The 26861-nt window shown below is 71.4% G+C and carries 20 protein-coding genes; 7 read left to right on the forward strand and 13 right to left on the reverse strand.

Annotated elements, in window-relative coordinates; translation table 11 throughout:
* Positions 1 to 8: 8 nt before the first annotated feature.
* Both Q5425_RS01590 and Q5425_RS01595 read right to left on the reverse strand, forming a co-directional pair.
* Complete coding sequence (locus Q5425_RS01590) at positions 9 to 920, reverse strand: hypothetical protein (RefSeq protein WP_308670221.1); 912 nt, start codon at positions 918 to 920, stop codon at positions 9 to 11.
* Positions 921 to 1097: 177 nt separating this feature from the next.
* A complete protein-coding gene (locus tag Q5425_RS01595; RefSeq protein WP_308670222.1) occupies positions 1098 to 1466 on the reverse strand; it encodes an Rv2175c family DNA-binding protein in 369 nt (122 codons plus the stop codon).
* Positions 1467 to 1569: 103 nt separating this feature from the next.
* Between Q5425_RS01595 and pknB the strand changes: the two genes are divergently transcribed.
* From pknB to Q5425_RS01620, 5 genes are all read left to right on the forward strand, one after another.
* Complete coding sequence (gene pknB / locus Q5425_RS01600; protein ID WP_308670223.1) at positions 1570 to 3579, forward strand: Stk1 family PASTA domain-containing Ser/Thr kinase; 2010 nt, start codon at positions 1570 to 1572, stop codon at positions 3577 to 3579.
* Complete coding sequence (locus Q5425_RS01605; protein ID WP_308670224.1) at positions 3576 to 3785, forward strand: hypothetical protein; 210 nt, start codon at positions 3576 to 3578, stop codon at positions 3783 to 3785. The genes pknB and Q5425_RS01605 overlap by 4 nt, the downstream gene beginning before the upstream one ends.
* A gap of 289 nt (positions 3786 to 4074) precedes the next feature.
* Complete coding sequence (locus tag Q5425_RS01610; protein ID WP_308670225.1) at positions 4075 to 5580, forward strand: SPFH domain-containing protein; 1506 nt, start codon at positions 4075 to 4077, stop codon at positions 5578 to 5580.
* 138 nt (positions 5581 to 5718) lie between these two features.
* A complete protein-coding gene (locus Q5425_RS01615) occupies positions 5719 to 6420 on the forward strand; it encodes a hypothetical protein (protein ID WP_308670226.1) in 702 nt (233 codons plus the stop codon).
* Positions 6421 to 6605: 185 nt separating this feature from the next.
* On the forward strand, positions 6606 to 7922 hold the full coding sequence (locus Q5425_RS01620; RefSeq protein WP_308670227.1) for a wax ester/triacylglycerol synthase family O-acyltransferase: 1317 nt from the start codon (positions 6606 to 6608) through the stop codon (positions 7920 to 7922).
* A gap of 152 nt (positions 7923 to 8074) precedes the next feature.
* Here the strand turns inward: Q5425_RS01620 and Q5425_RS01625 are convergent, their stop codons facing one another.
* From Q5425_RS01625 to Q5425_RS01645, 5 genes are all read right to left on the reverse strand, one after another.
* Positions 8075 to 9466, reverse strand: coding sequence for a class II 3-deoxy-7-phosphoheptulonate synthase (locus tag Q5425_RS01625; RefSeq protein WP_308670228.1), 1392 nt, complete (start codon positions 9464 to 9466; stop codon positions 8075 to 8077).
* 261 nt (positions 9467 to 9727) lie between these two features.
* Positions 9728 to 10039, reverse strand: coding sequence for a hypothetical protein (locus Q5425_RS01630; protein ID WP_308670229.1), 312 nt, complete (start codon positions 10037 to 10039; stop codon positions 9728 to 9730).
* A gap of 52 nt (positions 10040 to 10091) precedes the next feature.
* Positions 10092 to 11486, reverse strand: a complete 1395-nt coding sequence (locus Q5425_RS01635; protein WP_308670230.1) for an alpha/beta hydrolase — start codon at positions 11484 to 11486, stop codon at positions 10092 to 10094.
* A gap of 82 nt (positions 11487 to 11568) precedes the next feature.
* The gene (locus Q5425_RS01640; RefSeq protein WP_308670231.1) at positions 11569 to 12456 is read right to left on the reverse strand and encodes a peptidase; all 888 of its coding nucleotides are present in this window, start codon (positions 12454 to 12456) and stop codon (positions 11569 to 11571) included.
* Between the two features lie 128 nt (positions 12457 to 12584).
* On the reverse strand, positions 12585 to 13628 hold the full coding sequence (locus Q5425_RS01645; RefSeq protein ID WP_308670232.1) for an aldo/keto reductase: 1044 nt from the start codon (positions 13626 to 13628) through the stop codon (positions 12585 to 12587).
* 94 nt (positions 13629 to 13722) lie between these two features.
* Between Q5425_RS01645 and Q5425_RS01650 the strand changes: the two genes are divergently transcribed.
* Entirely contained in the window at positions 13723 to 14688 is a 966-nt protein-coding gene (locus Q5425_RS01650; protein WP_308670233.1) for an AraC family transcriptional regulator, read from the forward strand.
* Between the two features lie 76 nt (positions 14689 to 14764).
* Here the strand turns inward: Q5425_RS01650 and Q5425_RS01655 are convergent, their stop codons facing one another.
* Both Q5425_RS01655 and gltB read right to left on the reverse strand, forming a co-directional pair.
* Entirely contained in the window at positions 14765 to 16273 is a 1509-nt protein-coding gene (locus Q5425_RS01655; protein WP_308670234.1) for a glutamate synthase subunit beta, read from the reverse strand.
* A complete protein-coding gene (gene gltB, locus Q5425_RS01660; protein WP_308670235.1) occupies positions 16266 to 20819 on the reverse strand; it encodes a glutamate synthase large subunit in 4554 nt (1517 codons plus the stop codon). Before gltB ends, Q5425_RS01655 begins: the two co-directional genes overlap by 8 nt.
* Before the next feature lie 301 nt (positions 20820 to 21120).
* Here gltB and Q5425_RS01665 point away from each other — a divergent pair, with 301 nt between their 5' ends.
* Positions 21121 to 21909, forward strand: coding sequence for an SDR family oxidoreductase (locus Q5425_RS01665; protein ID WP_308670236.1), 789 nt, complete (start codon positions 21121 to 21123; stop codon positions 21907 to 21909).
* 133 nt (positions 21910 to 22042) lie between these two features.
* Here the strand turns inward: Q5425_RS01665 and lgt are convergent, their stop codons facing one another.
* From lgt to Q5425_RS01685, 4 genes are read right to left on the reverse strand one after another with little or no spacing between them, the layout of a single operon-like run.
* A complete protein-coding gene (lgt, locus tag Q5425_RS01670; RefSeq protein ID WP_308670237.1) occupies positions 22043 to 23092 on the reverse strand; it encodes a prolipoprotein diacylglyceryl transferase in 1050 nt (349 codons plus the stop codon).
* 18 nt (positions 23093 to 23110) lie between these two features.
* Complete coding sequence (locus Q5425_RS01675) at positions 23111 to 24280, reverse strand: amidohydrolase (RefSeq protein WP_308670238.1); 1170 nt, start codon at positions 24278 to 24280, stop codon at positions 23111 to 23113.
* Positions 24277 to 25401 (reverse strand): amidohydrolase family protein, encoded by a 1125-nt coding sequence (locus tag Q5425_RS01680; protein ID WP_308670239.1) that lies wholly within the window; start codon positions 25399 to 25401, stop codon positions 24277 to 24279. Before Q5425_RS01680 ends, Q5425_RS01675 begins: the two co-directional genes overlap by 4 nt.
* Positions 25398 to 26840, reverse strand: coding sequence for an APC family permease (locus tag Q5425_RS01685; protein WP_308670240.1), 1443 nt, complete (start codon positions 26838 to 26840; stop codon positions 25398 to 25400). Before Q5425_RS01685 ends, Q5425_RS01680 begins: the two co-directional genes overlap by 4 nt.
* Between the last annotated feature and the right edge of the window lie 21 nt (positions 26841 to 26861).

The following is a 26861-nucleotide window of genomic DNA, read 5'->3' on the forward strand; positions in this document are numbered from 1 at the left end:
ACGTCTTGTCAGTGATAAGACGTTACCTGGTCGGTGCCACACTCGCCCGGACCGGCGACGAGCTGTCCGGGCCCGCCCTGCTGCTGCTCGGGATGACCGTGGGCCCGCACGCCGGGGCGGCCTTGCTCGCCGGGCTGACCGCAGCCGCCGCGTTCGGGGGGCCGGTGCTCGGCGCCCTGCTGGACCGCAGCGCGGCGCCGGGACGGCTGCTCGCCGTCGCGCTCGGCGGCTACGCCGGCGGGATCGCGCTGGTCACCGCCGTCTTCGGGCACCTGCCGCTCGAAGCCGTCGTCGCGGTGGCGGTCGTCGCCGGCCTGCTCAACCCCGCCATCGCCGGCGGCTGGACCGCGCAGCTGCCCGCGGTCGCCGGGCCCGCGCTGCCGACGGCCAGCCGCCTCGACGCCATGACGTTCACCGCCGCCGCTCTCGCCGGTCCCGGTCTCGCCGGGCTCCTCGGCGGTCCGGCCGGACTCGTGGTCGCCGTCGGCATGGTCGCCGCGGCGATTCCGGTGGCGTGGTTCCTGCCGAAGCGGACTCCCCGGAAGTCGCGCCTCAAGGACGGCTTCCGGGTCCTGGTCCGCAACGCGCCGCTGCGGCGGGCGACCGTCGCTTCGACGATCTCCTGCGCGGGGATCGGCATGGTCACCGTGTGTTACCCGCTGCTGGGCGCGGCGCACCTGCGCGGCCCGGCGGACGGCGCCCTGCTGCTGACCGTCCTGGCGGTGGCGTCGCTGCTGGCCAACGCCGTCTTCGCGAAGAAGCCGCTGCCGTGGGCGCCCGACCGGACCGTCTGGCTGAGCACGCTCCTCCTGGCGGCGAGCTGCCTGCTGGCCGCCAGTGGGCACGGCATCTTCGTCGCGGCCGTGCTCGCCGGATTCGCCGAAGGTCCGCAGCTCACGGCGTTGTTCGCCATCCGCCACCGCGAGGCACCCGAGCACGTCCGGGCCCAGGTGTTCACGACGGCGGCGAGCGTGAAGATCACCGGCCTGGCGGCGGGAGCGGCGCTGGCCGGCCCGCTGGGCGCGTGGTCGCTCCCGGCGTGCCTGCTCGTCGCCGCGGCCGTCCAGCTGACCGCGGCTGTGACCTGTCTGCGCAGGTCAGAACGCCATGGCCTGGGCGCGCCGCTTGACCTCGGTGCCGTGGCTGGTCCGCAGCGCGTTGACGGGCGTGCTCCCGGGCAGCGTGTCGTCGGTGGTGAACAGCCACCGCAGCATCTCGGTCCGGGAGAACCCGGAGTCGGCGAGCACGGTGATCGTCCCCGCCAGCCCCTTGACGACGCCGTCCTTGACGAAGAAGGCGCTGGGCACGCACAGTTCGCCGCCGCGCTTGAGCGCGATCAGCTGCCCTTCGCGCAGCATCTGCCGGACCTTGTTGGTCGAGGTCCCGAGGACGTTCGCCACCTCCGGCAGCGGAAGGACCGCGATGGCGGTGTCGAGGATGTCTTCGGCGACAGGAATCCCACTCACAGGTGACACTGTGCCACATTCCGTCCCCTCACCCGCTAGTGCGCACGGGTGAGCCGCGAGGTCTCCTCCACGAGGCGTGCGCGGTTCCGTACGATCCATACTCGTGACACGCACCCAACCCAGCCTGGTCGGCACGCTCTTGGAGCGGCGCTACCGGGTGGACCGGCTGCTCGCCCACGGCGGAATGTCTTCCGTCTACCGGGGGACGGACACCCGGCTGGACCGTCCGGTCGCGATCAAGATCATGGATCCGCGGTTCGCGGACGACCGGTCGTTCGTGGACCGGTTCGTGCGGGAGGCGCAGTCCGCGGCCCAGCTGCACCACCCGCACGTCGTGGCGGTGCACGACCAGGGCTTCGACCTGCCGCAGGGTGCGGAGTCGGGGCTGGCGTTCCTGGTGATGGAACTGGTGGACGGCGGGACGTTGCGCGACCTGCTCGACGACCGGGGCCCGCTGGACGTCGCGCTGGCGCTGAGCGTGGCCGAGCCCGTGCTGTCGGCGCTCGCCGCCGCGCACCGGGCCGGGCTGGTGCACCGGGACGTGAAACCGGAGAACGTGCTGATCGGCCGGGTCGGGCAGCAGACCGGCGGGGCGGTGAAGGTCGCGGACTTCGGCCTGGTGCGGGCCGTGGCGAGCGCGGGCACGACCAGTGCGAGCGTCATCCTCGGCACGGTCGCCTACCTGTCGCCGGAGCAGGTCGCCACCGGCGCGGCGTCTTCGAGCGGGGACGTCTACTCGGCCGGGATCCTGCTGTACGAGATGCTGACCGGCCGCGTGCCCTACACCGGGGACACCGCGATCTCGGTGGCGTACCGGCACGTGAACGACGACGTGCCGCGCCCGAGCGAGCTGCGCCCGGACCTGCCGCCCGCCCTGGACGACCTGGTCGTGCGCGCGACGCGGCGGGACCCGCTGCTGCGCCCGGCCGACGCCGGGGAGTTCCTCACCGAGCTGACCGCGGTGCGCGCCCAGCTGGGGCTGCTGCCGGTGACCGTGCCGATCCCGGTGTCCCACGGCCAGGGCGACCTCGCCGACACCGAGCGCACGCTGCCGCGGATCCCGCAGGTGCTGCCGGACACCGAGAAGACGATGCCAGTGCACCGGCCGAACGCGACGCGGGCGCTCACCCACGCCGGTCCCCCGGTGACCACCCGGGTGCCCCCGGTACCACCGGCGCCGCCGCGGCAGCGGAGCCGGCCCGAGCCGGAGAAGCCGGCGGACACCCGGAAGCGGATCTTCGTGATCGCCGCCGCGGTGCTGCTGCTCGGCGGGCTGCTCACGGCGTTCGTCTTCATCCTCACCGACACCGGCGGCGACAAGACCGCGCGGGTGCCGAAGCTCGTCGGGCTGAACCAGGCCGCGGCCGGCGACGCGCTGCGGGCGGTGAAGCTGAACCCGAGGTTCAGCCAGGAGTACGACAACACGGCGCCGTCGAACACGGTCCTGCGCGCCGACCCGGCGGAGGGCACGACGCTGGCGCCGAACGCGACGGTGTCGGTGGTGCTGTCGAAGGGCCGCCCGGTGGTGCCGGACATCCGCCCCGGCACCGCGTTCCCCGACGCCGAGCAGGCGATCAAGGCGTCCCAGCTGACCCCGGTCCGCGGACCCGACGACTTCGACGCCGAGGTCCCCCAGGGCGCGGTCATCCGCACGACGCCGTCGTCGGGCAGCCAGCTCACCATCGGCGGCCAGGTCACGGTCATCGTGTCGAAGGGCCCGATCCCGCTGCCGCCGGTCCCGGACGTCACGGGCCGGTCCAAGGACGAGGCGTTCCAGCTGCTGCAGCAGGCCGGGTTCGAGCCGTTCCAGGCGGGCGAGGAGTTCAAGCAGGACGTCCCGGGCGGCGCCGTCACCCGCACCGACCCCCCGGGCGGCTCGCAGGCGAAGGCGAAGCGGATCGGCGTGTTCGTCAACAACGCCGTCCAGGTGCCGGACGTCCGGTTCAAGTCGTTCGAGGACGCCCAGCGGATCCTCGAGCAGGCCGGTCTGAAGGCCGACCGCGACGGCGGCCGCGGCCGCGGCGGGTTCGACTTCGTCTTCCAGCAGGACCCGGAGCCGGGCACGTTCGTGGCGAAGAACTCCAAGGTCAAGCTGAAGGGCTTCGGAGGATGATCGGCAGCCGGGGCCGCGTGACGGGCACGATCGGCCCCGGCCTCATCGGCGAGGTGCTGTTGAACGTCCGGGGCGGCACGGAGGCGTTCTACGCCTACCCGGCCGACCCGGAGGAGACGTTCACCTCGGGCACCCAGGTGCTGGTGGTGGATTTCGAGCCGCCCCGGACGGTTTACGTCGAACGGTGGCGCTCCCTGAGCCGCTGACGGCGAAGCGGCCCAGGGCCGGCCACGACTATGACGTCTAAAGCGTCGTCGCCCGAGAGCCCTCACAGCCTCCGTCGATGACTGACGGCCCGAGGCCGCGCGGCCGACCCAGCTGCGCACGAATGACCTGCAGCTCGGGGCCGCGCAATCGACCCCGGCCCCCGTGGTCACGACCGTCTTGAAACCTGACACACAAGTTCCGCCGAACCGTGGCAACCCCCGGGCCGCCGGCGGCGTCGAAGGGGCACCAACACAACGCACAACAGAAAAGAGCGAGGGGGTCGGTGCCATGAGCCTCGTGGAAATCCTGCTGTTTTCCGCCGGTGGAATCATTGCCGTGCTGATCTTGGTCTTCGGGGTCCTGCGGCTGCTGTACAAGGTCGCCGAGCCGAACGAAGCGCTGATCATCTCCGGGCTGGGGGTTCGCGTCGATCGTGCGGACACCGCGGACAGCCTGGGCTTCAAGATCATCACCGGGCGCGGCGTGAACGTCATCCCCGGGTTCCAGACCGCCCGGCGGCTGTCGCTGGACACGCGCGGGGTCAACCTGCAGGTCTCCTGCGTGACCAAGCAGGGCCTGCCGGTCACCGTGCGGGCCGTCGTCATCTACAAGGTCGGGGACGACTTCGCCTCGATCGCCAACGCCGCCCGCCGGTTCCTGGACCAGCAGAAGGGCATGAACGACACCATCCACGAACTCTTCTCGGGGCACCTGCGCTCGATCGTGGGCGGGCTGACCATCGAAGAGATGATCCACAACCGGGACGCGCTCACCGGTGAGGTGCGGCAGTCCTCGGCCACGGAGATGATCAAGCTGGGGCTGATCGTCGACTCGCTGCAGATCCAGGAGATCGACGACGAGTCCGGGTACATCCTGAACCTCGGCAAGCCGCACGCCGCCGCGGTGGCCGCGTCGGCTCGCATTGCCGAGGCGCAGCGGGACCAGGAGGCCGCCGAGGTCGAGCAGGTCTCCGCCGCGAAGAAGGCCGCCGCGGTGCGCGGGAGCCAGATCCAGCAGGCCGGCTACCAGGCCGAGGTGGACCAGGCCCGGGCGAAGGCGTCGCAGTCGGGTCCGCTGGCCGAGGCGACCGCGCGCCAGGAGGTCGTCGTCCAGGAGACGCGGGCCGCCGAGCTGGAGGCGGCGCTGGCCGAGCAGCGGCTGCAGTCGCAGGTCCGCAAGCCGGCCGACGCGAAGGCGTACGACACGCGTACGGCGGCCGACGCGGCCCGTGACGCTTCGATCGCCAAGGCCCAGGCCGAGGCGAAGGAGACCGAGCTGCGGGCCGCGGCGGACGCGACCCGCGTGAAGACGGCCGCCGAGGCCGAGGCGCAGGCCACGAAGGCCCGTGCCGAGGCGATGGCGGGCGCGACCCGGGCGACCGGTGAGGCCGAGGCCGCCGCGGCCAAGGCCCGCGGTCTGGCCGAGGCCGAGGCCGCGAAGGCGAAGGGGCTCGCCGAAGCGGAGTCGGCCCGGGCGAAGGGGCTCGCCGAGGCGGACGCGATCAAGGCGCGCGCGGCGGCGCTGGCGGAGAACCAGGAAGCCGTCGTCGCGCAGCAGCTGGCCGAGCGCTGGCCGGAGATCGTCGAGGCGGGCGCGAGCGCGTTCGGCAACATCGACCACATGGTCGTGCTCAACGGCGCCGACGGCATGTCCGACATGTTCGCGAAGGCGCTGTCGCTCGGCGGGACCGGCCTCGGCCTGGCCCGCCAGCTGATGGACGCCATGGGCAAGCCGGCGGACAAGGAGCTGGACGAGGCCGCCAAGCGCAATGGCGAGCTGAAGCTCAGCGACTGATCCGTCACGCTCGGTGTACGGCCCTTGTGTCCCGGATCACGGGTCGCGGGGGCCGTACCCCCGTTCGGGGGCGGAAATTCCCGCTCTCTTGTCCTACCGTGGGCGCATGGTGCCGGACCGTGCGTCGCGGGCCGTCCGATGAGCTTCTTCACCGGCGGTCCCCGTGAGCGTCCCCTGTTCCCCGTTCCGGAGCAGGAGCTTTACGCCTTCAACGGACGGCACTGGACCGACCCTCCACGCGAGCACATCGTCCCGGCCGTTTTGCCGTGGGCGCAGCCGCTGGGCCGGTCCGAGCGCACGGTGGTGGCGCTGCGGACCATCGAGGTGTGGCCCCAGGCGCTGACACTGCGCGTCACGGTCTACTCCCGGGACAGCCTGGTCGAAGACCCCGCCGAGGGGCTGATCGACCACCGGCGCAAGCCCGACTACAACGGGTTGCTCGTCGGCGTGCTCTACGCCGACGGCAGCCGGGCGAGCTCCGAGACGATCTCGGTGCCGTCCGCGTCCGAACCGGAGGCCCCGGTGCTGCGGGCCCAGCCGGTGGGCGGCACGCGGTTCGCCGTCGAGCACGAGGTGTTCCTCTGGCCGCTCCCCTCGGCCGGCCCGCTGAAGCTGGTCGTGCAGTGGACGGACCGCGAAATCCCGGAAACCCGCACGACGCTCGACGGCGGCGCGATCCGGGCCGCGGCGAAGGACGCCGCGGAGATCTGGCCGGGCCTCGGCAAGCGGCAGGTGAACGGCCTGCCCGTGCGCCGCGTCGGCAAGCAGGTCGCGTTCACCCCCGATTGGGGCACGCCGGTGGCCCGTGCGGAAGAACCCGAGCATGCTCCGGGGGAATGAGCCCTTGTTCGACCTGTGAGCCGGGGCACCACGGCCTGGGGTGTCTCGAATGGCGGAACGGTGTCGCTCGTTAGCGTGGTGGAAACACCCCGACCACCCGGCTGTCACGCCGGGCTGGTGCAGTGGGTTCCTTCCCTTCCGACGCACGTGGCCGTGCGCCCCCCGCGAACCCGGAAAGGTCGCCCATGGCAGGCTCGCCGCTCAGCGCACTCGACGTCGCTTTCCTTTGCCTGGAAAGCGAAACCACCCCGATGCACATGGGAGCGGTGGTCACCTTCACCGCCCGCGGCCCGGTGGATCCGGCCGCGCTGACGGCGTTGCTCGCGCAGCGGGCCGCCCGGCTGCCGAAACTGCGCCAGCGGGCGCGCGCTGAACTGTTCCCGCCGGGCTCGGCCAGCTGGGCCGACGCCCCGGGTTTTGCTGCCGCCGACCACATCCACCACGTGCCCCTGAGTTCGCTGTACGAGCCGGACCCCCTGTCCGCGTACGCGTCGCAGTGGATCGCCGAGCCGCTCGACACGTCCCGGCCGCTGTGGGACCTCACGCTCGTCACCGGACTGCCGGACGGGAAGTTCGCGCTGCTGCTGAAACTGCACCACGCGCTGACCGACGGCGCCGGGGCGTACGCGGTCGCGGCCGGGCTGCTCGACGGCGTCGAGCAGCCCGAGCGGCTCCCCGCGCCGTCCCGCCCGATCCCCGCCCCGCGCTCCACTTTGGACACGGTGAAGGGTGCACTGGGCACGGTGTGGGGCCAGGCGAACGAGGCCGCCGGGATCGCGTCTTCGGTGGTGCGGGCCGCGCGTCCGCAGCTGTCCCCGGTTTCGGCGCCGCCGTCGGCCGAGCGACGGCTCGGGTTCGTGCGCCTGCCGCTGACCGAGCTGCGCCGGGTGCGCCGCGCGCACGGCGGCACGACCAACGACGTCGTGCTGGCGGTGCTGGCGGGCGCGCTGCGCGAATGGCTGGTCAACCGCGGCCAGCGCGCCGACGGCCGCACGCTGCGCGCGCTGATCCCGGTGAGCGTGCGCGGCCGCGCGGGTGCTCAGCTGGGCGGCAACAAGCTTTCGGGTTACCTGTGCGACCTGCCGGTCGGCGAGGACGACCCGGTCGAGCGGCTGCGGGTGGTCCGCCGGGCGATGACCCGCAACAAGGCGGCGGGCCCGAGCCGCGGCGCGGGGGCACTCCCGCTGCTCGCCGGGCGCGTCCCCCCGCTGCTGCACCGCCTGGGCACGCGCACGGCGGGCCAGGCGGCGCCGATGCTGTTCGACCTGGTGATCACGACGGTCCCGGTGCCCCCGGCCCGCCTGTCCCTCGACGGCGCCCGCATGGCGGCGATCTACCCGTTCGTGCCGCTGGCCCCGCGCCACGCGGTCGGCATCGCGGTGGCGGCGTACCGGGATTCGGTCCACATCGGGCTGCAGGTCAACGGCGCGGCGGTGCCGGACATCGGCTCACTGCGGGACGCGGTCCTGAAGTCCACGGCCCGCCTCCTCGACGCTTCCTGACGCCGGGCGTCCGCCTCGACCAGCGCCTACCTGCCCCTCACCCGCGCAGGAGCCAAACGCCCCAATGTGGCGTTCGGTGCGTCCAACGCACCCAATGTGGCGTTCGGTGCGTTGGACGCAACCAACGCCACATTGGGGCGCTCGGGCCGGTCTCAGCCGCGGAGCATCTCCGCCACCAGGAACGCCAGCTCCAGGGACTGCTGGGTGTTCAGCCGCGGGTCGCAGGCCGTCTCGTAGCGGCCCGACAGGTCGACGTCCGAGATCTCCTGGGCGCCGCCCAGGCACTCCGTGACGTCCTCGCCCGTCAGCTCCACGTGGATGCCGCCCGGGTAGGTGCCCAGCTGGTTGTGCACCTCGAAGAAGCCCTGGACCTCGTCGACGATGCGGTCGAAGTGGCGGGTCTTGTACCCGGTGGACGACTCGTGGGTGTTGCCGTGCATCGGGTCGCACTGCCAGATGACCTTGTGCCCGGACGCCTCGACCTTCTCCACGATCGCCGGCAGCACCTCGCGGACCTTGCCGTTCCCCATCCGGGAGATGAGCGTCAGCCGCCCCGGCTCGAAGCGCGGGTCGAGCCGCTCGACGTACTCCACGGCCATGTCGGGCGTGGTCGTCGGGCCGATCTTCAACCCGATCGGGTTGGCCAGCAGCTCGGCGAAGGCGATGTGCGCGCCGTCCAGCTGGCGGGTCCGCTCGCCGATCCAGAGGAAGTGCGACGAGAGGTTGTACAGCTTCGGGTTCGCCGCGTCGGCGTTGTCCAGGCGCAGCATCGAACGCTCGTAGTCGAGCAGCAGCGCTTCGTGGCTGGCGAAGATCTCGGTGGACTGCAGCGACGTGTCGGTGACCCCGCACGCCGACATGAACCGCAGGCCGCGGTCGATCTCGTTGGCCAGTGTCTCGAAGCGCTGGGCCGCCGGCGACGCCGACACGAAGTCCTTGTTCCAGTCGTGCACCTGGTGCAGGTCGGCCATGCCGGCGCCGGTGAGCGCGCGGACCAGGTTCATCGCGGCGCCCGCGTTCGCGTAGGCGCGGATCATCCGGCCGGGGTCCGGCACGCGCAGCTCGGGCTTGGCGACGAGGGAGTTGATGATGTCGCCGCGGTACACCGGCAGGCCCAGCGCGTCCGTCCCGGCCGAGCGCGGCTTCGCGTACTGGCCCGCGATGCGGCCGACCTTGACCACCGGCAGGCTCGCGCCGTAGGTGAGCACGACGGCCATCTGCAGCAGCGTGCGCAGGTTGGCGCGGATGTGCGGCTCGGTGTTGGACTCGAACGTCTCCGCGCAGTCGCCGCCCTGCAGGAGGAAGGCCTCGCCGCGAGCGACCATCGCCAGCCGGCTCTTCAGCCGGTCGATCTCGGCCGGCACGGTGATCGGCGGCACGCTCTCCAGGACCCCGCGGACCCGGCGGGTCGCCTCTGGGTCGGGCCACTCCGGCTGCTGCGCGGCCGGGAGGGCCAGCGCCTTGTCGAGCCGCGCCCGCAGGTCGGGCGGCAGCGGCGGCAGCTCGGGCAGTGTGTCGACGGGGACGTCCACAGTCCAGTTCACACCCACCAGGATAAGGTTCGCGCCGTGCTGCGCGTCGCCCGGTTGGCCACCGAGGTCCTGACCCCCTGGGTGTGGGTGCTCACGCTGCCCCTCGCCGTCGCCTGGCCGGGCCGCTCCCCACGCCGGGCTGGGGACTGCTGATCTCCGTCACCGATTCGCTGATCCCCATGGCGGTGATCGTCGGGCCCGGCCGGCCGCCGGGGTGGCGTGGTCGCGCGTCGCGCTGCGCGACCACACCACCCCGGAGGTGCCGACAGGTCGTCAGCAGGGCCGCGCCGAGGCGACCGTCAACCACACGTTGGCCCGCGAAAACGCCGGGATCCGCACCGCCGGACCGAAATAGTTCGGCTGGGTGTACACACACCAGGCGTTCTGGCTGCCGTTGCTTTCGGAATACGCGGTGAACGGCGGCGTGATCGACGGATTCGGCGCCGCCATGCAGATCGCCGTCCCGTTCGGCCCGTTCAGCCAGAGTGCTTCCGGAATGCAGATCGGGCCTGGGCGCGCGGGCTGCGCGGACGCCGAAGGCGCAGCCAGCAGGACCGCGGCCAGCACGGACACGACGAAGAACATCATCCTTTTCATATTCTTTTCCCCTCATTCCCCCGAGGGGGAAATGTCCCCCTCACCGAGCAGACTGACAGGAACCGTCCGCCGCGGGGAAGACCCCGTCACGCAGATAGCCCAGCACTGCTTCGTTTCCGCAAGCATTTTCCCGCGTGAAGACACCGTGGCCGCCGTCGTCGACGGTCACCAGCCGCGCGCGGGGCCCGAACGCCGCTCGCGTCTCGCGCGCGCCGGACAGCGGCGTCGCCGGATCACGCAGGTTCTGCACCAGCAGGACGTTCGCCGGGCCGGGTCCGCCCACGCGCACCGGCGGCTCGGCGCGTTCGACGGGCCAGAACGCGCAGGGGTTCACGTTCGCCGCGGCCGGGCCGAACATGGGGTGCTTCACCCGGTCGCGTTCGACCGCGTACTGGTAGTAGCCGAGCCGCTCGGGCCAGTCGGAGTCGTTGCAGAGCACCTGGAGCTGGAGCGCGGCGTGGCTGTCGCCGTCGAGCGGCCCGGCCGTGGTTCGCGCGGCGCCCGCCCAGTCCCGGGCCAGCGCCGGGAAGAACGCGTCGTCGTAGAGGCCGTTCCACGTTCCGGACCGGAACCCGGGCCCGCGGACGGCGGCGAGCTCGAAGAACTTCGCCGTCACCGCCGCCGGTGTCCGCCCCAGGTGGTAGACGTCGTCGCGCTCGGCCGCCCAGGCGGCGAAGTCCGGGAAGCGGTCGTCGAACCCTTCGGCGAAACGCCGGTTGGCGCGGACGTCGAGCCCGCGTGGGCCGAGGACGCTGTCGAGCACGATCCGGTCGGTGTGGCCGGGGAACATCGACGCGTAGGCCGCACCGAGGTAGCTGCCGTAAGAAACGCCGTAGTAGGAGATCTTCCGCTCCCCCAGCGCCGCCCGGATCCGGTCGAGGTCGCGGGCGGTGTTCGCGGTCGTCATGTGCGGCAACAGGTCCTTTGTGGACGCGGTGCCGCACTTCTCCGCCACCACGCGCGCTTTCGCCGCGGTGGCGGTGACGTCACCCGCCCCGGCCGCGTACGGGCCGAGGACCGCGCCACGCTCCTCCGACGTCGTCATGGCGCACGTGACCGGCGTGCTGTAGGTGGTGCCGCGGGGGTCGAAGCCGATGACGTCGTAGGCGTCCGGCAGGCCGGAGCCGCCCATCCGCTGCAGCAGCTGGGCGGGCATGGCGAGCCCGGGGCTGCCCGGCCCGCCGGGGTTCATCAGCAGCACGCCCCGGCGCTTGCCGGGGGTCCCGGCGTGCCGGGAGAGGGTCAGCTCGATGGTGCGGTCCGGGTGCGCGTAGTCGAGCGGCACGCGCAGGGTGGCGCATGCGAGCCCGGCCGTCGGCGACGGCGACATGCCGTAGTCCGGGCAGGGGATCGTCCACGTCAATCCCGGGGCCGCCGCCGCCGGCGGCGCGGTGAGCAGGGGCAGGAAAGCGAGCGCGATCAGGGTTTTCCGCATGCCCCGAGCCTGGCGGGCCCGGAGCGCGCCGACGTCGGCCCAGGGGCCGGAACCCCGGCTCCGCCCCTGGGCTGACGCGCGGTCACGCGGCTTGCGCGCGGTTGTACAGGTTCTGCGCGTCGGTGCCGAAGTACGGCCCGAACATGTAGCCCGGCAAGAAGTTGTAGCCGAAGCTGTTCACCGAGGCCTGCACGCCGGCGCCGGTGCCCTCGTTGAACGACAGGAACCACGGCCCGCCGCTGGAACCGCCGGTCATGTTGCACTGCATGCCGTGGTCCTTGGACAGCAGGAAGTCGGTGAAAGTGCTGCCGCTGCAATAGATCAGCTTCGTGCCGTCGTAGGGCGCCGCGGCCGGGTAGCCGAAGGCGTACATGCTCTGGTTCTTCGGCTGGTTGAAGGCGATGCCCTGCGCGCCGACGACGTCGGTGAGCCGCTGGCCGTTGAGCGGGTTGACGACGGCCATGCCGACGTCGTAGTTGATGTCCTCACTGGCTTCCCACTGCGGCGTGGTGAGCGTGGTCTTCGCGGCCCACTGGCCGTAGGGGGCGTTGCCGTTGTTGTAGCCGGGCACGAAGACCCACTCGGTGTGCCAGGTGCCCTGGTACTTCACGCAGTGCCCGGCGGTGACGACGACGCTGCCGTTGGTGCTGGTGACGGCATCCCCGGAACAGGACGCTTTCTGGCCGTTGAAGAGGAAGAACACGCGCCCGGCGGTCTGGGTGACCTTGCCGCCGCCGGTCCAGGCCCCACCGCCGTTCGGAATGCTCTGGATGACAGCGCTCTGCCCTCGCGCGACGTCCTTCGGCGTGAAGGCGGGGGATTTGACGAGCGAGTCCATCGGGACGGCCGCCCGCATGGCATCGGGCGTCCAGAAGGGTTTCGGTGCGGCCTGGGCGGGCGTTCCGACCAGGGCGAACACCAGGGAGAGGACGGCGGTGACCACCGCGGCCCGGAGTTTCGTGTGCTTCAAGACGCCCCACCTTCCGCAGAAGTGAATCGTCGCAAAGGCGACACAGCTACTCGAAAGTAATCGGCTCCCCACAGAGCGCACACCGCTGTCCGGCGTAACGCTTTCAGACCCGCCGGGCGGCTGCCGCACTAGGAAATGGTGAGGCCAGGGGCATCGAGGAGATCCATTTGCCCGCCCGTGACGGCGAGGGCGACGCCCGGATCGGTCTTCATGTTGTGCGGGTAGCCCAATGGCAGGGTGCCGGCCGCGTCGAGCCGGTCGATCTGTTCAGGGCTCAGCCGAAGCTGTGCCGCCGCGAGATTGGTGGCCAGCTGCCCGGCCGATCGCGGGCCGACGATCGGGATGACCCCCTTGGCCATCGACCAGCCGATCGCCACCGCCTCGGCGGTGGCGTCCGCTTCCCGGGCGATCGCTTCGACCGTGTCGAGAACGGCGGCCTTGTTGCCGTCTTCTTCGTGGTGCAGGAACTGGCTGATGGAACTCTGTGCACGGCCGCTTTCGCCTCGGCGATATTTTCCGGTCAGCAGGCCTCCGCCGAGCGGCGAATAGCCCAGAACCCCGAGTCCGAAGCCTTCCGCCATCGGCAACAGATCGCGTTCTGCGGCGCGTTCGACCAAGCTGTATTCGGCCTGGATGGCGACCAGGGGTGCCCAGCCCCGGGCCGCGGCGATGGTCGCTCCGGTCGCCACCCGCCAGGCGGGGAAGTTGGACAAGCCGACGTAGAGCACCTTGCCCGAGCGGACGAGATCGTCGAAGGCGCGCATGATTTCTTCGACAGGAGTCGCATTGTCGGGAGCGTGGGCCCACAACAGGTCGACTCGATCCGTTTTCAGCCGTCGCAGGCTCGCCTCCAGCGATTGCACCATCGACTTCCTGCCGTTACCGGTCATCTGAAGGCCGCTGTCCGGCGTGGTCCCCGTTGAGTACTTGGTGGCGACCACCACCTCGTCGCGATCGGCGGCGATCATTTCGGCGAGATAGACCTCCGCGTCACCGAACTGATAGTTGCTGGAGGTGTCGATGAAGTTTCCGCCGGCGCCGCGATACCTGTCGTACATTTCTTGCGCCTCGGGGACGGTGGCACCGTGTCCCCAGCCGCCGCCGAAGTTCCCCGTTCCCAGGGAAAGCGCCGAGACGCGCAGACCTGATCGGCCAAGATATCGATAACGCACAATTCTCTCCTCAACACCCAAGGCTGTCGCACCCGGCGATGACGCCGCGCCCAGGCACTCATCATGCAGCGCGGTCTCTGATACGGTCCATAACGTGGAGTCCGAAGTTCTTTACGTATCGTCCATGGATGCGGGGGTGATCGGCTCTCGCGACCCCATGGTCGGTGTCATGGGGCTGCTCCGGCCACGCGCGGTCGTGCCCGCACCGCTGCACGCCGCCAGTCCGTGGGCGGTGCGGTTCGCCCCCTTCCCGCACGTCAAACTCGGCGTTGTCGTCGACGGCCGGTGCTGGTTGACCCTCGACGGCCATGAGCCGCTGCTGCTGGAAGAAGGGGACTTCTACCTGCTTGGTCACCCTCCGCAATACACGCTGAGCAGCTCGCGCGACGCGGTTTCGGCGCTCTCGGCCGCCACGCTGCCGCCGAACACGACCGGCAGAGGGTTTCGCATCGGAACCGAAGCAGGCGAGGACTCCTACACGTGCAGTGTCGACTTCACGTTCGACGCCGGCGACACCTCGATGCTGCTCGACGTGCTTCCGCGGGTGGTCCACGTCCGGGCGGGCGATCCGCGCGGAGCGCTGTTCATGAATCTCGCCTCGCTGCTGGTCTTCGAGATCGAATCGCCCAGCGTCGGGAGGTCTCTGGTGCTGGAGCACCTTGCGCAGATCATTCTCGTCCACATGCTGCGGGCGCACGCGGGCAACACCGACCAACCCGGCGGCTGGCTCGCGGCGCTGGCCGACGACGGCATCGGCGCGGCGCTGCGGGCTATGCACGAGGACGTGAGCCGGCGATGGACGCTCGCCGAACTCGCCGAGATCGGTCGGATGTCCCGCTCGGCGTTCGCCGCGGCGTTCAAGGCCAGAGTGGGGACACCGCCGTTGACCTACTTGATCAAATGGCGCATGACGCTGGCCCGGGACGCCCTGCGCAACGGGAGTTTGTCGAACTCCGAGCTGGCCGCCGCAACGGGCTACGAATCCGAAAGTGCCTTCAGCACGGCGTTCCGGCGCGAAGTCGGGTCCTCGCCTCGGCATTACCGCCACGCGGCACGGTAAGCGGTGGCGTCGGTTCACCACCAGGCCCGCCGAAGGCCCCCTCACCAGCGACGAGGGGGCCTTCGAGATGAACGGATCAGACGACCGCGAGCGGCAGTGCCGTCGGGTGGACCGGGGCCGGCAGGTCCGACGCGCCCGTCAGGTACGTGTCCACCGCGTTGGCCACCGAACGGCCCTCCGCGATCGCCCACACCACCAGGGACGCGCCGCGGTGGGCGTCGCCGCAGACGAACACCCCCGGGGTCTCCGTCTGCCAGTCCACACCGCACGACAGCGTTCCGCGGCGGGTCGGCGACAGGCCCAGCCCGCCCAGCAGCGGCATCTCCTCGACGCCCTCGAAGCCGATCGCCAGCAGGACCAGGTCCGCCGGCAGCGTCTCGATCTCGTCGTTCACCGGGATCACCTCGCGGCGGCCGGTCGCCGGGTCCTTCTGGACCCGCACCTGCTGCAGCTCGATCGCCGTGACGCAGCCCTCGTCGTCGCCGACGAACCGCTTGACCGCCACCGCGAACTTCCGCTCGCCCGCCTCCTCGTGCGCCGCGTACGTGCGCAGGATGTACGGCCACGTGGGCCACGGCGACCGGGCGTCGTCCCGGGCCGAAGGCGGCATCGGGTACTGGTCCAGCTGCGTCACCGACAGCGCGCCCTGGCGGGTGGCCGTGCCGTAGGAGTCGGCGCCGGTGTCGCCGCCGCCGATGATCACCACGTGCTTGCCTCGGGCGTCGACCGCGGGCGGGCCGTCGCCCTCGACGTACTTGTTGGCCGGGACCAGGTGCTCCATCGCCAGGTGGATGCCCGCCAGCTCGCGGCCCGGCGTCGTCGTGTCGTCGCGGCCGCGCAGCGCGCCGACCGCGAGCACGACGGCGTCGTACTGCGCGCGCAGGTCCTCCACCGACAGGTCGACGCCGACTTCGCAGCCGGTGACGAACCGGGTGCCTTCCTTGCGCAGCTGCGCCAGGCGCCGGTCGAGGACCTTCTTCTCCATCTTGAACTCGGGGATGCCGTAGCGCAGCAGCCCGCCGAGCCGGTCGTCGCGCTCGAACACGGTGACCTCGTGCCCGGCGCGGGTCAGCTGCTGGGCCGCGGCGAGCCCGGCCGGCCCGGAACCGACGATCGCGACCCGCCGTCCACTGGACACTTCGGACACCTGCGGCTGGACGTAACCCGCTTCCCAGGACTGGTCGGCGATCGTCTGCTCGACGCGCTTGATCGACACCGGCCCGCCCGAGAGCGGCGAGATCGACAGCACGCAGCCGGCTTCGCACGGCGCCGGGCACAGCTTCCCGGTGAACTCGGGGAAGTTGTTGGTGGCGTGCAGCCGGTCGCTCGCCGCGGCCCAGTCGCCGCGGCGGACCAGGTCGTTCCACTCCGGGATCAGGTTGCCCAGCGGGCAGCCGGAGCCGCCGGAGTGGCAGAACGGGATGCCGCAGTCCATGCACCGCGACGCCTGCTTGCGCACCTGTTCGTTGCGCTCGGCCGGGGGGACGTCCGCGTAGACTTCACCCCAGGTCGCGAGACGCTCCTCTTTGGACTTCTTCTTCGGCTCTTCGCGGTCGTACTTCAGGAAACCGGTCGGGTCAGCCACGAGCGGCCTCCATGATCGCCTCGTCGACGTCGCGGCCGGCAGCACGCGCTGCCTTCGCCGCGTCCAGGACCCGCTGGTAGTCGCGCGGCATCACCTTCGTGAACGCCACCGACCGGCGCGGCCAGTCGCCGAGCAGCGAGGCCGCCACCGCGGAGCGGGTGAGATCGTAGTGCTGTTGCACGGTTTTCTTGAGCCACGCCATGTCATCGGCGGTCGGGCGCAGCAGGTCCACCATGTCCTGGTTGACCTTCCGCGCGTCGACGTCGAGGACGAAGGCGATGCCGCCGGACATGCCGGCCGCCAGGTTGCGCCCGGTCGGGCCGAGCACCACCGCGCGGCCGCCGGTCATGTACTCGAAGGCGTGGTCGCCGACGCCCTCGGCGACGACCGTGGCGCCGGAGTTGCGGACGCAGAAGCGTTCGCCGACCTGGCCGCGCAAGAAGATTTCGCCGGCGGTCGCGCCGTAGGCGATCGTGTTGCCCGCGATCGTCTGCGCTTCGGCGGCGAAGGACGCCTCCGGGTCGGGGCGGACGACGATCCGGCCGCCGGAGAGGCCCTTGCCGACGTAGTCGTTCGCGTCGCCGACCATGTCGAGGGTGATGCCGCGCGGCAGGAACGCGCCGAGCGACTGGCCGGCCGATCCGGTGAGCGTGACGTGGATGGTGTCCTCGGGCAGGCCGTCCCCGCCGTAGCGGCGGGTGATCTCCGACCCGAGCAGCGTGCCGACCGTCCGGTTGACGTTGCGCACCGGCAGCTCGATGTTCACGTGGTGCGCGTCCTCCAGCGCCGCCTCGGCGAGCTGGATGAGCGTGCGGTCGAGCGCGTGCTCGAGGCCGTGGTCCTGGCCGCGGGTCCGCCGCTTCGCACCGCCGTACGGCGTCTCCTGCGGCATTTCGAAGATCGGCGCCAGGTTCAGCCCGGACGCCTTCCAGTGGTCGACGGCCTCGTCGGTGTTCAGCAGCTCGGCGTGGCCGATGGCCTCGTCGAGCGTGCGGAAGCCCAGCGCGGCCAGCGTTTCGCGGACTTCTTCGGCGACGAACTTGAAGAAGTTGACAACGTGCTCGACCTGGCCGGTGTAGCGCTTGCGCAGTTCGGGGCTCTGCGTGGCGACGCCGACCGGGCAGGTGTCGAGGTGGCAGACCCGCATCATGATGCAGCCCGCGACGACGAGCGGGGCCGTCGCGAAGCCGTACTCCTCGGCGCCGAGCAGCGCCGCGATGACGACGTCGCGCCCGGTCTTCATGGCGCCGTCCACCTGCACGGTGATCCGGTCGCGAAGACCGTTGAGCAGCAACGTCTGCTGCGTCTCGGCGAGGCCGATCTCCCACGGCGTGCCCGCGTGCTTGAGCGAGTTCATCGGGGACGCGCCGGTGCCGCCGTCGTGGCCGGAGATGAGCACGACGTCGGCGTGGGCCTTGGACACGCCGGCCGCGACCGTGCCGACGCCGAGCGAGGACACCAGCTTCACGTGGATGCGGGCGTGCTCGTTGGCGTTCTTGAGGTCGTGGATCAGCTGGGCCAGGTCCTCGATGGAGTAGATGTCGTGGTGCGGCGGCGGGGAGATCAGCCCCACGCCCGGCGTCGAGTGCCGGGTCCGCGCGATCCACGGGTACACCTTGTTCGGCGGCAGCTGGCCGCCCTCGCCGGGCTTCGCGCCCTGCGCCATCTTGATCTGGATGTCGTCGGCGTTGACCAGGTACTCGCTGGTGACGCCGAACCGTCCACTGGCGACCTGCTTGATCGCGCTGCGCCGCTCCGGGTCGTAGAGGCGCTCGGGATCCTCGCCGCCCTCGCCGGTGTTGGACCGGCCGCCGATGCGGTTCATCGCGATGGCCAGGGTTTCGTGTGCCTCGGCCGAAATCGAGCCGTACGACATGGCGCCGGTGTTGAAGCGCTTGAAGATCGCCTCGGCGGGCTCGACCTCGTCGAGCGGCACCGGCTCGCGGACGCCGTCCTTGAACTTGAACAGCCCGCGCAGCGTGCCGCCCTCGCGGTAGAGGCGGTGCACCTCGTCGGTGTAGGAGCGGTAGACCTCGTCGCGGCCGGTCTTGGACGCGTGCTGCAGCAGGAACACCGTCTCCGGCGTGAACAGGTGCAGCTCGCCCTCGCGGCGGTAGGCGTACTCGCCGCCCGTGTCGAGTCCACGGTGGACGCGGTCGGTCGGGTTGTCCGGGTACGCGCGGCGGTGCCGCGTCGCGACCTCTTCGGCGAGCACCTCGAGGCCGACGCCGCCGAGCTTCGACGACGTCCCGGTGAAGTACTCGTCGAGCAGGTCCTGGCTCAGGCCGAGGGATTCGAAGACCTGGGCGGCGGTGTAGGCGCCGACCGTGGAGATGCCCATCTTGGACATGATCTTCAGGACGCCCTTGACCAGCGCCTGCACGTAGTTGCGGATCGCCTTGGCGGCCTCGATGCCGGTGACCGCGCCCTGGCCGATCATGTCTTCGATGGTCTCGAAGGCCAGGTACGGGTTGACCGCGGCGGCGCCGTAGCCGAGCAGGAGCGCGATGTGGTGCACCTCGCGCGCGTCGCCGGACTCGACGACCAGCGCGACGCGCAGGCGTTCCTTGGTGCGGACCAGGTGGTGGTGCACCGCCGCGACCAGCAGCAGCGACGGGATCGGCGCCATCCGGTGGTCGGAGTCGCGGTCGGAGAGCACGAGCGTGCGCGCGCCGGCCGCGATCGCCTCGGACGCCTCCCGCCGGACACGTTCGATCGCGCCTGCGAGCGCTTCCGCGCCGCCGTCCACTTCGTACAGTCCGGAAAGGACGCTGCACGCGAAGCCGGGGAGGTCGCCGTCGTCGTTGATGTGGATGAGCTTGGCGAGCTCGTCGTTGTCGATGACCGGGTACGGCAGCTTCAAGTGGCGGCAGGACGCCGGGCCGGGGGCCAGGAGGTTGCGCTCCGGGCCCATGATCCGCGCCATGCAGGTGACGAGCTCCTCGCGGATCGCGTCCAGCGGCGGGTTGGTCACCTGGGCGAAGTTCTGCTTGAAGTAGTCGTAGAGCAGCCGGGACCGCTTCGACAGCACCGCGGGCGGGGTGTCGGAGCCCATCGAGCCGATCGGCTCGGCGCCCTTCTCGGCCATCGGCGCGAGCAGGATCTTGAGCTCTTCTTCGGTGTAGCCGAAGGAAAGCTGGCGCCGCAGCACGGAGTCGTGGCTCTGCACGACGTGGTCGCGGTCGGGCAGCTCGGCGATCTTGAGCAGGCCCGCGTGCAGCCACGAGTCGTAGGGCAGCTCGGCGGCCAGCGCGGACTTGACCTCTTCGTCGTCGACGATCCGGCCGGCCTCGGTGTCGACCAGGAACATCTTGCCGGGCTTGAGCCGTCCCTTGGCGACGACGTCCTTCGGGGCCACGTCCAAGACGCCGGCCTCGCTGGCCAGCACGACGCGGTCGTCGGCCGTGCGCCACCAGCGCGCCGGGCGCAGGCCGTTGCGGTCCAGGACCGCGCCGACCAGGCTGCCGTCGGTGAAGGTGACGCAGGCCGGGCCGTCCCACGGCTCCATCAGGCTGGCGTGGAACTGGTAGAAAGCGCGCCGCTCGGGCTTCATGGTGGCGTGGTTCTCCCACGCCTCCGGGATCATCATCAGCACCGCGTGCGGCAGCGACCGGCCGCCCAGGTGCAGCAGCTCGAGGACCTCGTCGAAGGACGCGGAGTCCGACGCGTCCGGCGAGCAGATCGGGAAGAGCCTGCTCAGGTCGCCGGGGATGACGTCGGATTCGAGCAGCGCCTCGCGGGCCCGCATGCGGTTGCGGTTGCCGCGGATGGTGTTGATCTCGCCGTTGTGGGCCACGAACCGGAACGGGTGGGCCAGCGGCCACGACGGGAAGGTGTTGGTGGAGAAGCGGGAGTGCACCAGCGCGATGGCGCTTTCCAGCCGCTCGTCGCGCAGGTCGGCGAAGAACGCGGGCAGCTGCTCCGGCGTCACCATGCCCTTGTAGACGATCGTCCGCGAGGACAGCGACGGGAAGTACGTGCCGCAGCCGGCGTTCGCGCTCTCGTGCTCGACGCGCTTGCGCAGGCAGAAGGCGAGCCTGTCCAGCTCGATACCCGACTTTCCGTCGCCGGTCACGAAGAGCATGGCGAAGTGCGGCATGACCGAGCGGGCGGTCGGGCCGATGTCGGCGCGGTCGGCGTCGACCGGGACCTCGCGCCAGCCGAGGACCTCGAGGCCCTCTTCGACGGCGACGCGTTCGGCCAGCCCGACGGCCTTGCGGCGCTGCTCGGCGTCTTGGGGCAGGAAAGCGATGCCGGCGGCGTAGGTGGGGTGCCCGTGCTCGTCGGGTTCGGGCAGGGCGAAGCCGGCTTCGGCGCGCAGCAGCGCGTCGGGCAGCTGCAGCAGGATGCCGGCGCCGTCGCCGCTGGTGGGCTCGGCGCCCGCGGCGCCGCGGTGGTCGAGGTTGGTCAGCGCGGCCAGGCCGTCGGTGACGATGCCGTGGGACCGGCGCCCGCGGATGTCGGCCACCATGGCCACCCCGCAGGAGTCCTGTTCGGTCTCCGGATCGTAGAGACCCTGTTTGCCGGGCATGGCGGAGAAGATCATGAAGGGACCTCCTTCGTCGTCTTGTCGTGCGGGGCCGGGCTACCGGCCGGGGAGCGCACGGGACGACGATGGCCCGCTTGTTAGCGCGACTTTAACACCTGGGAAACACCGCAGCAGCCCCTCGGAGCGCCCCGGACAACGTCGGACGGTAACGATCTGGCTGCGCGGAACGACGTAGTTCCTGATGGGTTCCCGGTAGTTCGTTCCGCTAAGTATAAGGCCCGGAAACTCCGGTCAAGACCAAGGTGACGTGATCGGCGGACTGTGTCCCGGGTCACTAGAACGTGTTACATTTCGCCGCATGATCCTTGATCGGTTCAAGCTCACCGACCAGGTCGCGGTGGTCACCGGCGCCGGACGCGGGATCGGCGCGGCCACGGCCGTGGCCCTCGCCGAAGCGGGCGCCGACGTGGTGATCGCGTCCCGCACTTCCGCGCAGCTCTCGGAGATCGCTTCCCGCGTTTCGGCTGCCGGCCGCCGCGCTCACGTCGTGGCGGCCGACCTGTCCTCGCCCGACGCGGCGGCGGCACTGGCGTCGACGGCGGTGGCGGAATTCGGCCGGCTCGACCTGGTGGTCAACAACGTCGGCGGCACGTACCCGCGGCCGCTGCTGGAGAGCTCGGTGGAGTTCATGGAGGAAGCGTTCCGCTTCAACGTCGCGACGGCCCACGCGCTGACGGTGGCGGCGGCACCGGCGCTGCTGGAAACGGGCGGCTCGATCGTCAACATTTCGTCGGTGATGGCCCGGGTCGCGGGGCGCGGTTTCGCGGCGTACGGGACGGCGAAGGCGGCCCTGGCCCACTACACGCGCCTGGCGGCGGCGGACCTGGCCCCGAAGGTGCGGGTGAACGCCATCTCGGTGGGTTCGGTGGCGACGTCGGCCCTGGAGATCGTGGTCGGCAACCCGGAGCTCCGCGCCAAAATGGAGTCCGCGACACCGTTGCGGAGGATCGGCGAGGCGGAGGACATCGCGGCGACGGTGGTGTTCCTGGCGTCCCGCGCCGGCGGGTACATCACGGGCAAGATCCTCGAGGTCGACGGCGGGTTGCAGACGCCGAACCTGGAGCTGGGCCTGCCCGACCTCGGCTGACCCGAGCGCCCCAATGTGGCGTTCGGTGCGTCCAACGCACCCAATGTGGCGTTCGGTGCGCTGAACGCACCCAATGTGGCGTTCGGTGCGTTGGACGCAACCAACGCCACATTGGGGCGCTTGAAACCTGCGGTCAGCTCTCGTTGGTCTTCTTCGGCTCCTCGGCCGGGGTCTCCTCGGAAGCGCGCTTTTCGGCCGGAGCCTCAGCGGCGACCTTCGCGGGCTCGGGCTCGTCGGCGGCTGCGGCATCGGCCTCCGCAGCCGGGGCGTCGACCGAAGCCGTCTCCACTGGCGAGTCCGGCCCCGGAGCGTCCTTGCCCACCAGGGTTTCCGGTGCCTCCCGCGGCCCCCGCTTGCCGGCGGCCACGAAGTACACCACCGCGCCCGCGAACAGCAGGATCGACGTCCACACGTTCACCCGCAGGCCGAGGATGTGGTTCGCGGTGTCGGTCCGCATCATCTCGATCCAGCCGCGGCCGACCGTGTAGCCCGCCACGTACAGCGCGAACGCCCGGCCGTGGCCGAGCTTGAACTTCCGGTCCGCCCACACCACCAGCAGCGCGACCAGCAGGTTCCAGAGGAGCTCGTACAGGAACGTCGGGTGGACCGGGCTCTCCGGCAGCGGGATGTGCCCCGTCGCGACGCCGTTCAGCAGGTTGTCCGGGTCCTCCGGGTTGAAGCGCTGGTAGACCTCCAGACCCCACGGCAGGTCGGTGTGCGCGCCGTACAGCTCCTGGTTGAAGTAGTTGCCGATGCGGCCGATGGCCTGCGCGACGACGATGCCGGGGGCGACCGCGTCCGCCATCGCCGGCAGCGGGATGCCCCGGCGGCGGCACGCGATGAGTGCGCCCACCGCGCCGAGGGCGATGGCGCCCCAGATGCCGAGGCCGCCGTCCCAGATGGCGAACGCGTTCCACGGGTTGCGGCCCTCGGTGAAGTACAGCTCGGGGTCGGTGATCACGTGGTACAACCGGCCGCCGACCAGGCCGAACGGCACCGCGAACACCGCGATGTCGATCACCGTGCCCTTGGTGCCGCCGCGGGCCACCCAGCGCCGCTCACCCCACCAGATCGCCACGATGATGCCGGCGATGATGCAGAGGGCGTACGCGCGGAGCGGGATCGGTCCCAGGTGCCAGACACCGCGGTCGGGGCTGGGGATCGTCGCGAGGTAGGCGCTCATCACGCGGCCACCGTAGCGCTAAGGCACCGGAGCATCCAAGGCGGCCAGGTACCCCGCCACCAGCGCGTGCGCGACCTGGGTGACGGCTTCGTCGCGCGGGAGGAACCGTTCGTCGTGCAGGCTCGGCACACCCGCCGTGTCGCCGAGGCCGACGAAGAGCATCAAGCCGCGGGTTCCGCCGCCGCAGTAGTGGGCGAAGTCGTCGGCGCCGAACGAGCGGAACTTGGCGTCGACGGCGAAGCCGGCGTGCCGCAGCCACCGCTGCACCCCCGCCGCCAGGTCCGGGTCGTTGTTCAGCACCGGCTCGCACGGATTGATCTTCAGCTCGGCGTCGCAGCCGTGGGCCCGCGCGGTGCCGTGCACGATCTCGCGGAGGGTCTCGAGGGCGCTTTCGCGGTCCTTCTCGCGCATCACGCGCAGTGAGCCGAAGGCGGTCGCGCTGTTCGGGACGACGTTGGCCGCGGCGCCGGCCTGGATCCGGCCGATCGAGCAGACCGCGCCGAACACCGGGTCGATCCGGCGCGACGCGATCTGCTGCAGGCTCACGACCAGCTGCGACAGCGCGAGGATGGGGTCGCGCAGCAGGTGCGGGTACCCGGCGTGGCCGCCCTGGCCGTGCAGCGTCACCTCGAACTCGTCGGTCGAGGCGTTCACCGGGCCCGGCGCCGCGGACACCGTGCCGTGCGCGATCCGCGGCTGGACGTGCGCGCCGATCACGGTGTCCACCCCGTGCTCGGCCAGCACCCCGGACTCGACGACGTCGAGCGCGCCGGGCGGGGACGTCTCCTCCCGCGGCTGCAGCAGCGCCAGGATCGGCCGCGGCACGCCGACGCGGACCGCCGCGCGCCCGGCCGCGACCAGCGCCGCGAGGTGGACGTCGTGGCCGCAGGCGTGCATCAGGTCGGTTTCCGACGCCCACGGCACACCGGTGCCCTCCAGCACCGGGAGGGCGTCGAGCTCGGCCCGCAGCGCCACGGCCGGGCCCGCCCCGCCGGGCAGCGGAATGGCCCGGCCGGTCTTGGCGACGCGGGTCCCGTCGCCCGCGCCGAGCGCGTCGGCCACCAGGCGGGCGGTGTCCTCCTCGTCGCCGGAACCGCGGGGGTCGGCGTGCACCGCGTGCCGGAGTTCGACGGCGGCGGGCAGTTCGTCGGCGATCGCTCGCGTCCACCGGGTCCACAGATCACTCACACGTGCTCCAAGCGGTAGATCCTCTTCGCGTTCTCGTGCCCCACCAAAGCACACAGCCGGACGGCGTCCTGTTCGGACATCGCGTCCGCGTCGAGCGCGGCGCGCACGAAGTCCGACAACCCCTGCCGGAACAGGGCCGTGCCCAGGTGGTACAGCTCGGCCAGGCCGAAGGCGTCGGTGGAGAAGAGGACCTTCCCGAACGGCGCGATCTCCAGGAGCTCGGCCAGCACGGCCGGCGCCCGGAACCCCGCGTTGTGCGTGATGAGCCCGGCGTCGACGAACACGTGCTCGAAAACCTGCGCCAGATACGCGGCGTGGCGGTGGAACGGGTAGTTGTGCAGCAGCAGGATCGGCACGCCGAGGTTGCGGGTGGCCCGCAGCAGCCCGGTGAGCAGCAGCGGGTCGCAGCGGTGCAGGTCGACGTCGGCGTCGCCGTAGCCGGCGTGGAACTGCACCGGCAGGCCGAGGTCGAGCCCGGTGAACACGAGGTGCCGGTGCAGCACCTCGTCGGCCAGCCGGGTGCCGCCCGCCGCCAGCCAGCGCCCGGCGGCGGCTTCGACTTCGGACGGCGACGGCCGCTCCCCCGCCAGGCCGAGGCCGACGCGGTAGGCCGCGATCGACTTGAGCCCGACGGCGGTCTCGGCGCGTTTCCCCAGCTCGTCGGCGAAGGCCCCGGCGAACTTTTGTGCCGTCGTCCCGCGGATGACCGCTTCGGCGACCTGTTCCAGCCGGACGACGTCGTGCGCGCGCGTGCCCGCCAGCCCGGCGAACTCCGCGGTCGTGGTCAGCGAGTCCGGCAGGAACCCGCCGTCCAGGAGGAAATCGGTGGTGCCGGTGGCCCGCAGGAACCGCCGGGCCACCTCGGCCGCGCCCAGTGCGGCGCGGCGTTCGAGGTAGTCCTCGGCCGGGGCGTGTTTCGGCAGGTCGAGCACGGGTGCGCAGCGTTCCCGCACGGCCAGCCCGATGAGCGAGTCGAACAGGCTCGTGCCCAGCGGCGAAGGTGCGTCGGCCTCGGTGAGCATCGCCTCGAAGTCCGTGCGGGCCACGTCCCGGGTGACGACGCCGTGGCAGTGGTGGTCCACCAGCGGCAGGTCCGCGACGAACGGGAGCAGCCCGGTCATGTGCCTCCGTCCGCACTCGTCAGCCTCTCCCCCACCCTACGAGCGTAGGCGGGCGCGGACAGCACCAAGATCACCGCGAGCACCAGGACGGCACCGGCGGCCACGGGAAACCACCGCGCCGGGCCCTCCGTGGGGTAGGGCACCACGTTGACGTACACGGTGTACCCGAGCACGGCGAGCGCGCCGATCGGGAACACGAGGTGCCACCCCGGCACGCGCATCCGCCGCTTCACGAACAGCAGCAAGATCGCGCCGGCCGTCGTGAGCAGGTAGATCACCAGCAGGATGAGCGTGCCGATCGAACCGCTCCACGCGAAGGTGTCCGACGCCGTCGCGCCGAAGAACAGCGCGCACACCAGGATGATCGCGACGGCGGCGCCCGTGACCGCGCTGACCGCGACCACCGGCGTGCCGCGCGAGGACGTCCGGCCGATGCCCCGGCGGCCGACCGCGTCGCGGCCGAGGGCGTAGAGCAGCCGCGAGCCGCCGACGACGCAGGCCAGGCAGCAGCCGAACGCGCTGATCGCGGCGCCGACGCTGATGACGTCGCCGGCCCACGCGCCCGCGTACCGGCTGCCGAGGTCGCCGAGCAGGGACGGCGAGTCGTGGAACGCCGCCGCGTCGGTGCCGAACGCCATCATCTCGACGGCGGTGACCACCACGAAGTACAGGCCGCCGAAGATCGCCGTGCCCAGGATCGCGCGCGGGATGTTGCGCTTCGGGTCGTGGGTTTCCTCCCCGAGCGTCGCGGCGGCTTCGAACCCGGCGAAGGACAGGAACCCGAAGACCGCGCCGAGGAACACGCCGGATGGCCCGGCTTCCGGGACGAAGACGGCCATCGTGAACCGCGCGCCGCCGGGGGCGCTCCCGGCGAGCAGCCGGACTCCGATCACCGCCGTGACCAGCAGGATCACCGCGATCGTCGCACCTTCGACGGCGAGCAGGGTGCTCGTGCCGCGGCGCGCGGGCAGCACGGCCAGCAGCCAGGCGCCGAGCAGCGCCACGGCCGTCAGCACGAACGGGCCCCAGGACGGCGGGTCCGGCCAGATCCCGGTCTGGGTGAGGAACGCGGTCCCCAGCGTGCCCGCGGCCGAGCTCGTGACGACGGCGTAGAAGGTGTACGTGCCGAGGAGACCGATGCCGGAGACGACACCCGCGCGCGGGCCGAGGGTGGCGCCGACGAACGCGTACACCGATCCGGCGTGCTGGTAGTACCGGCAGAGCTTGACGAAGCCGTACGCGACCAGCAGGACGCCGACCGCCGAGAGCAGGAAGGCGAGCGGCACGGCCCGGCCGGCGGCCGCCGCGGTCTGCTGGGGGTTGATGTTGGCGGCCATGCTCGGGGCCATCAACGCCACGGACAGGCCGACGGCCTGCCAGACGGAGAGGGACCGGCGCAGTCCTGGACGGGTTTCGACGGTGTCTGGCAAGATCTTCACCTCTTTCCCGGGTGAGCAGAC

Source organism: Amycolatopsis sp. A133 (genome assembly GCF_031082405.1).
Classification (GTDB): domain Bacteria; phylum Actinomycetota; class Actinomycetes; order Mycobacteriales; family Pseudonocardiaceae; genus Amycolatopsis.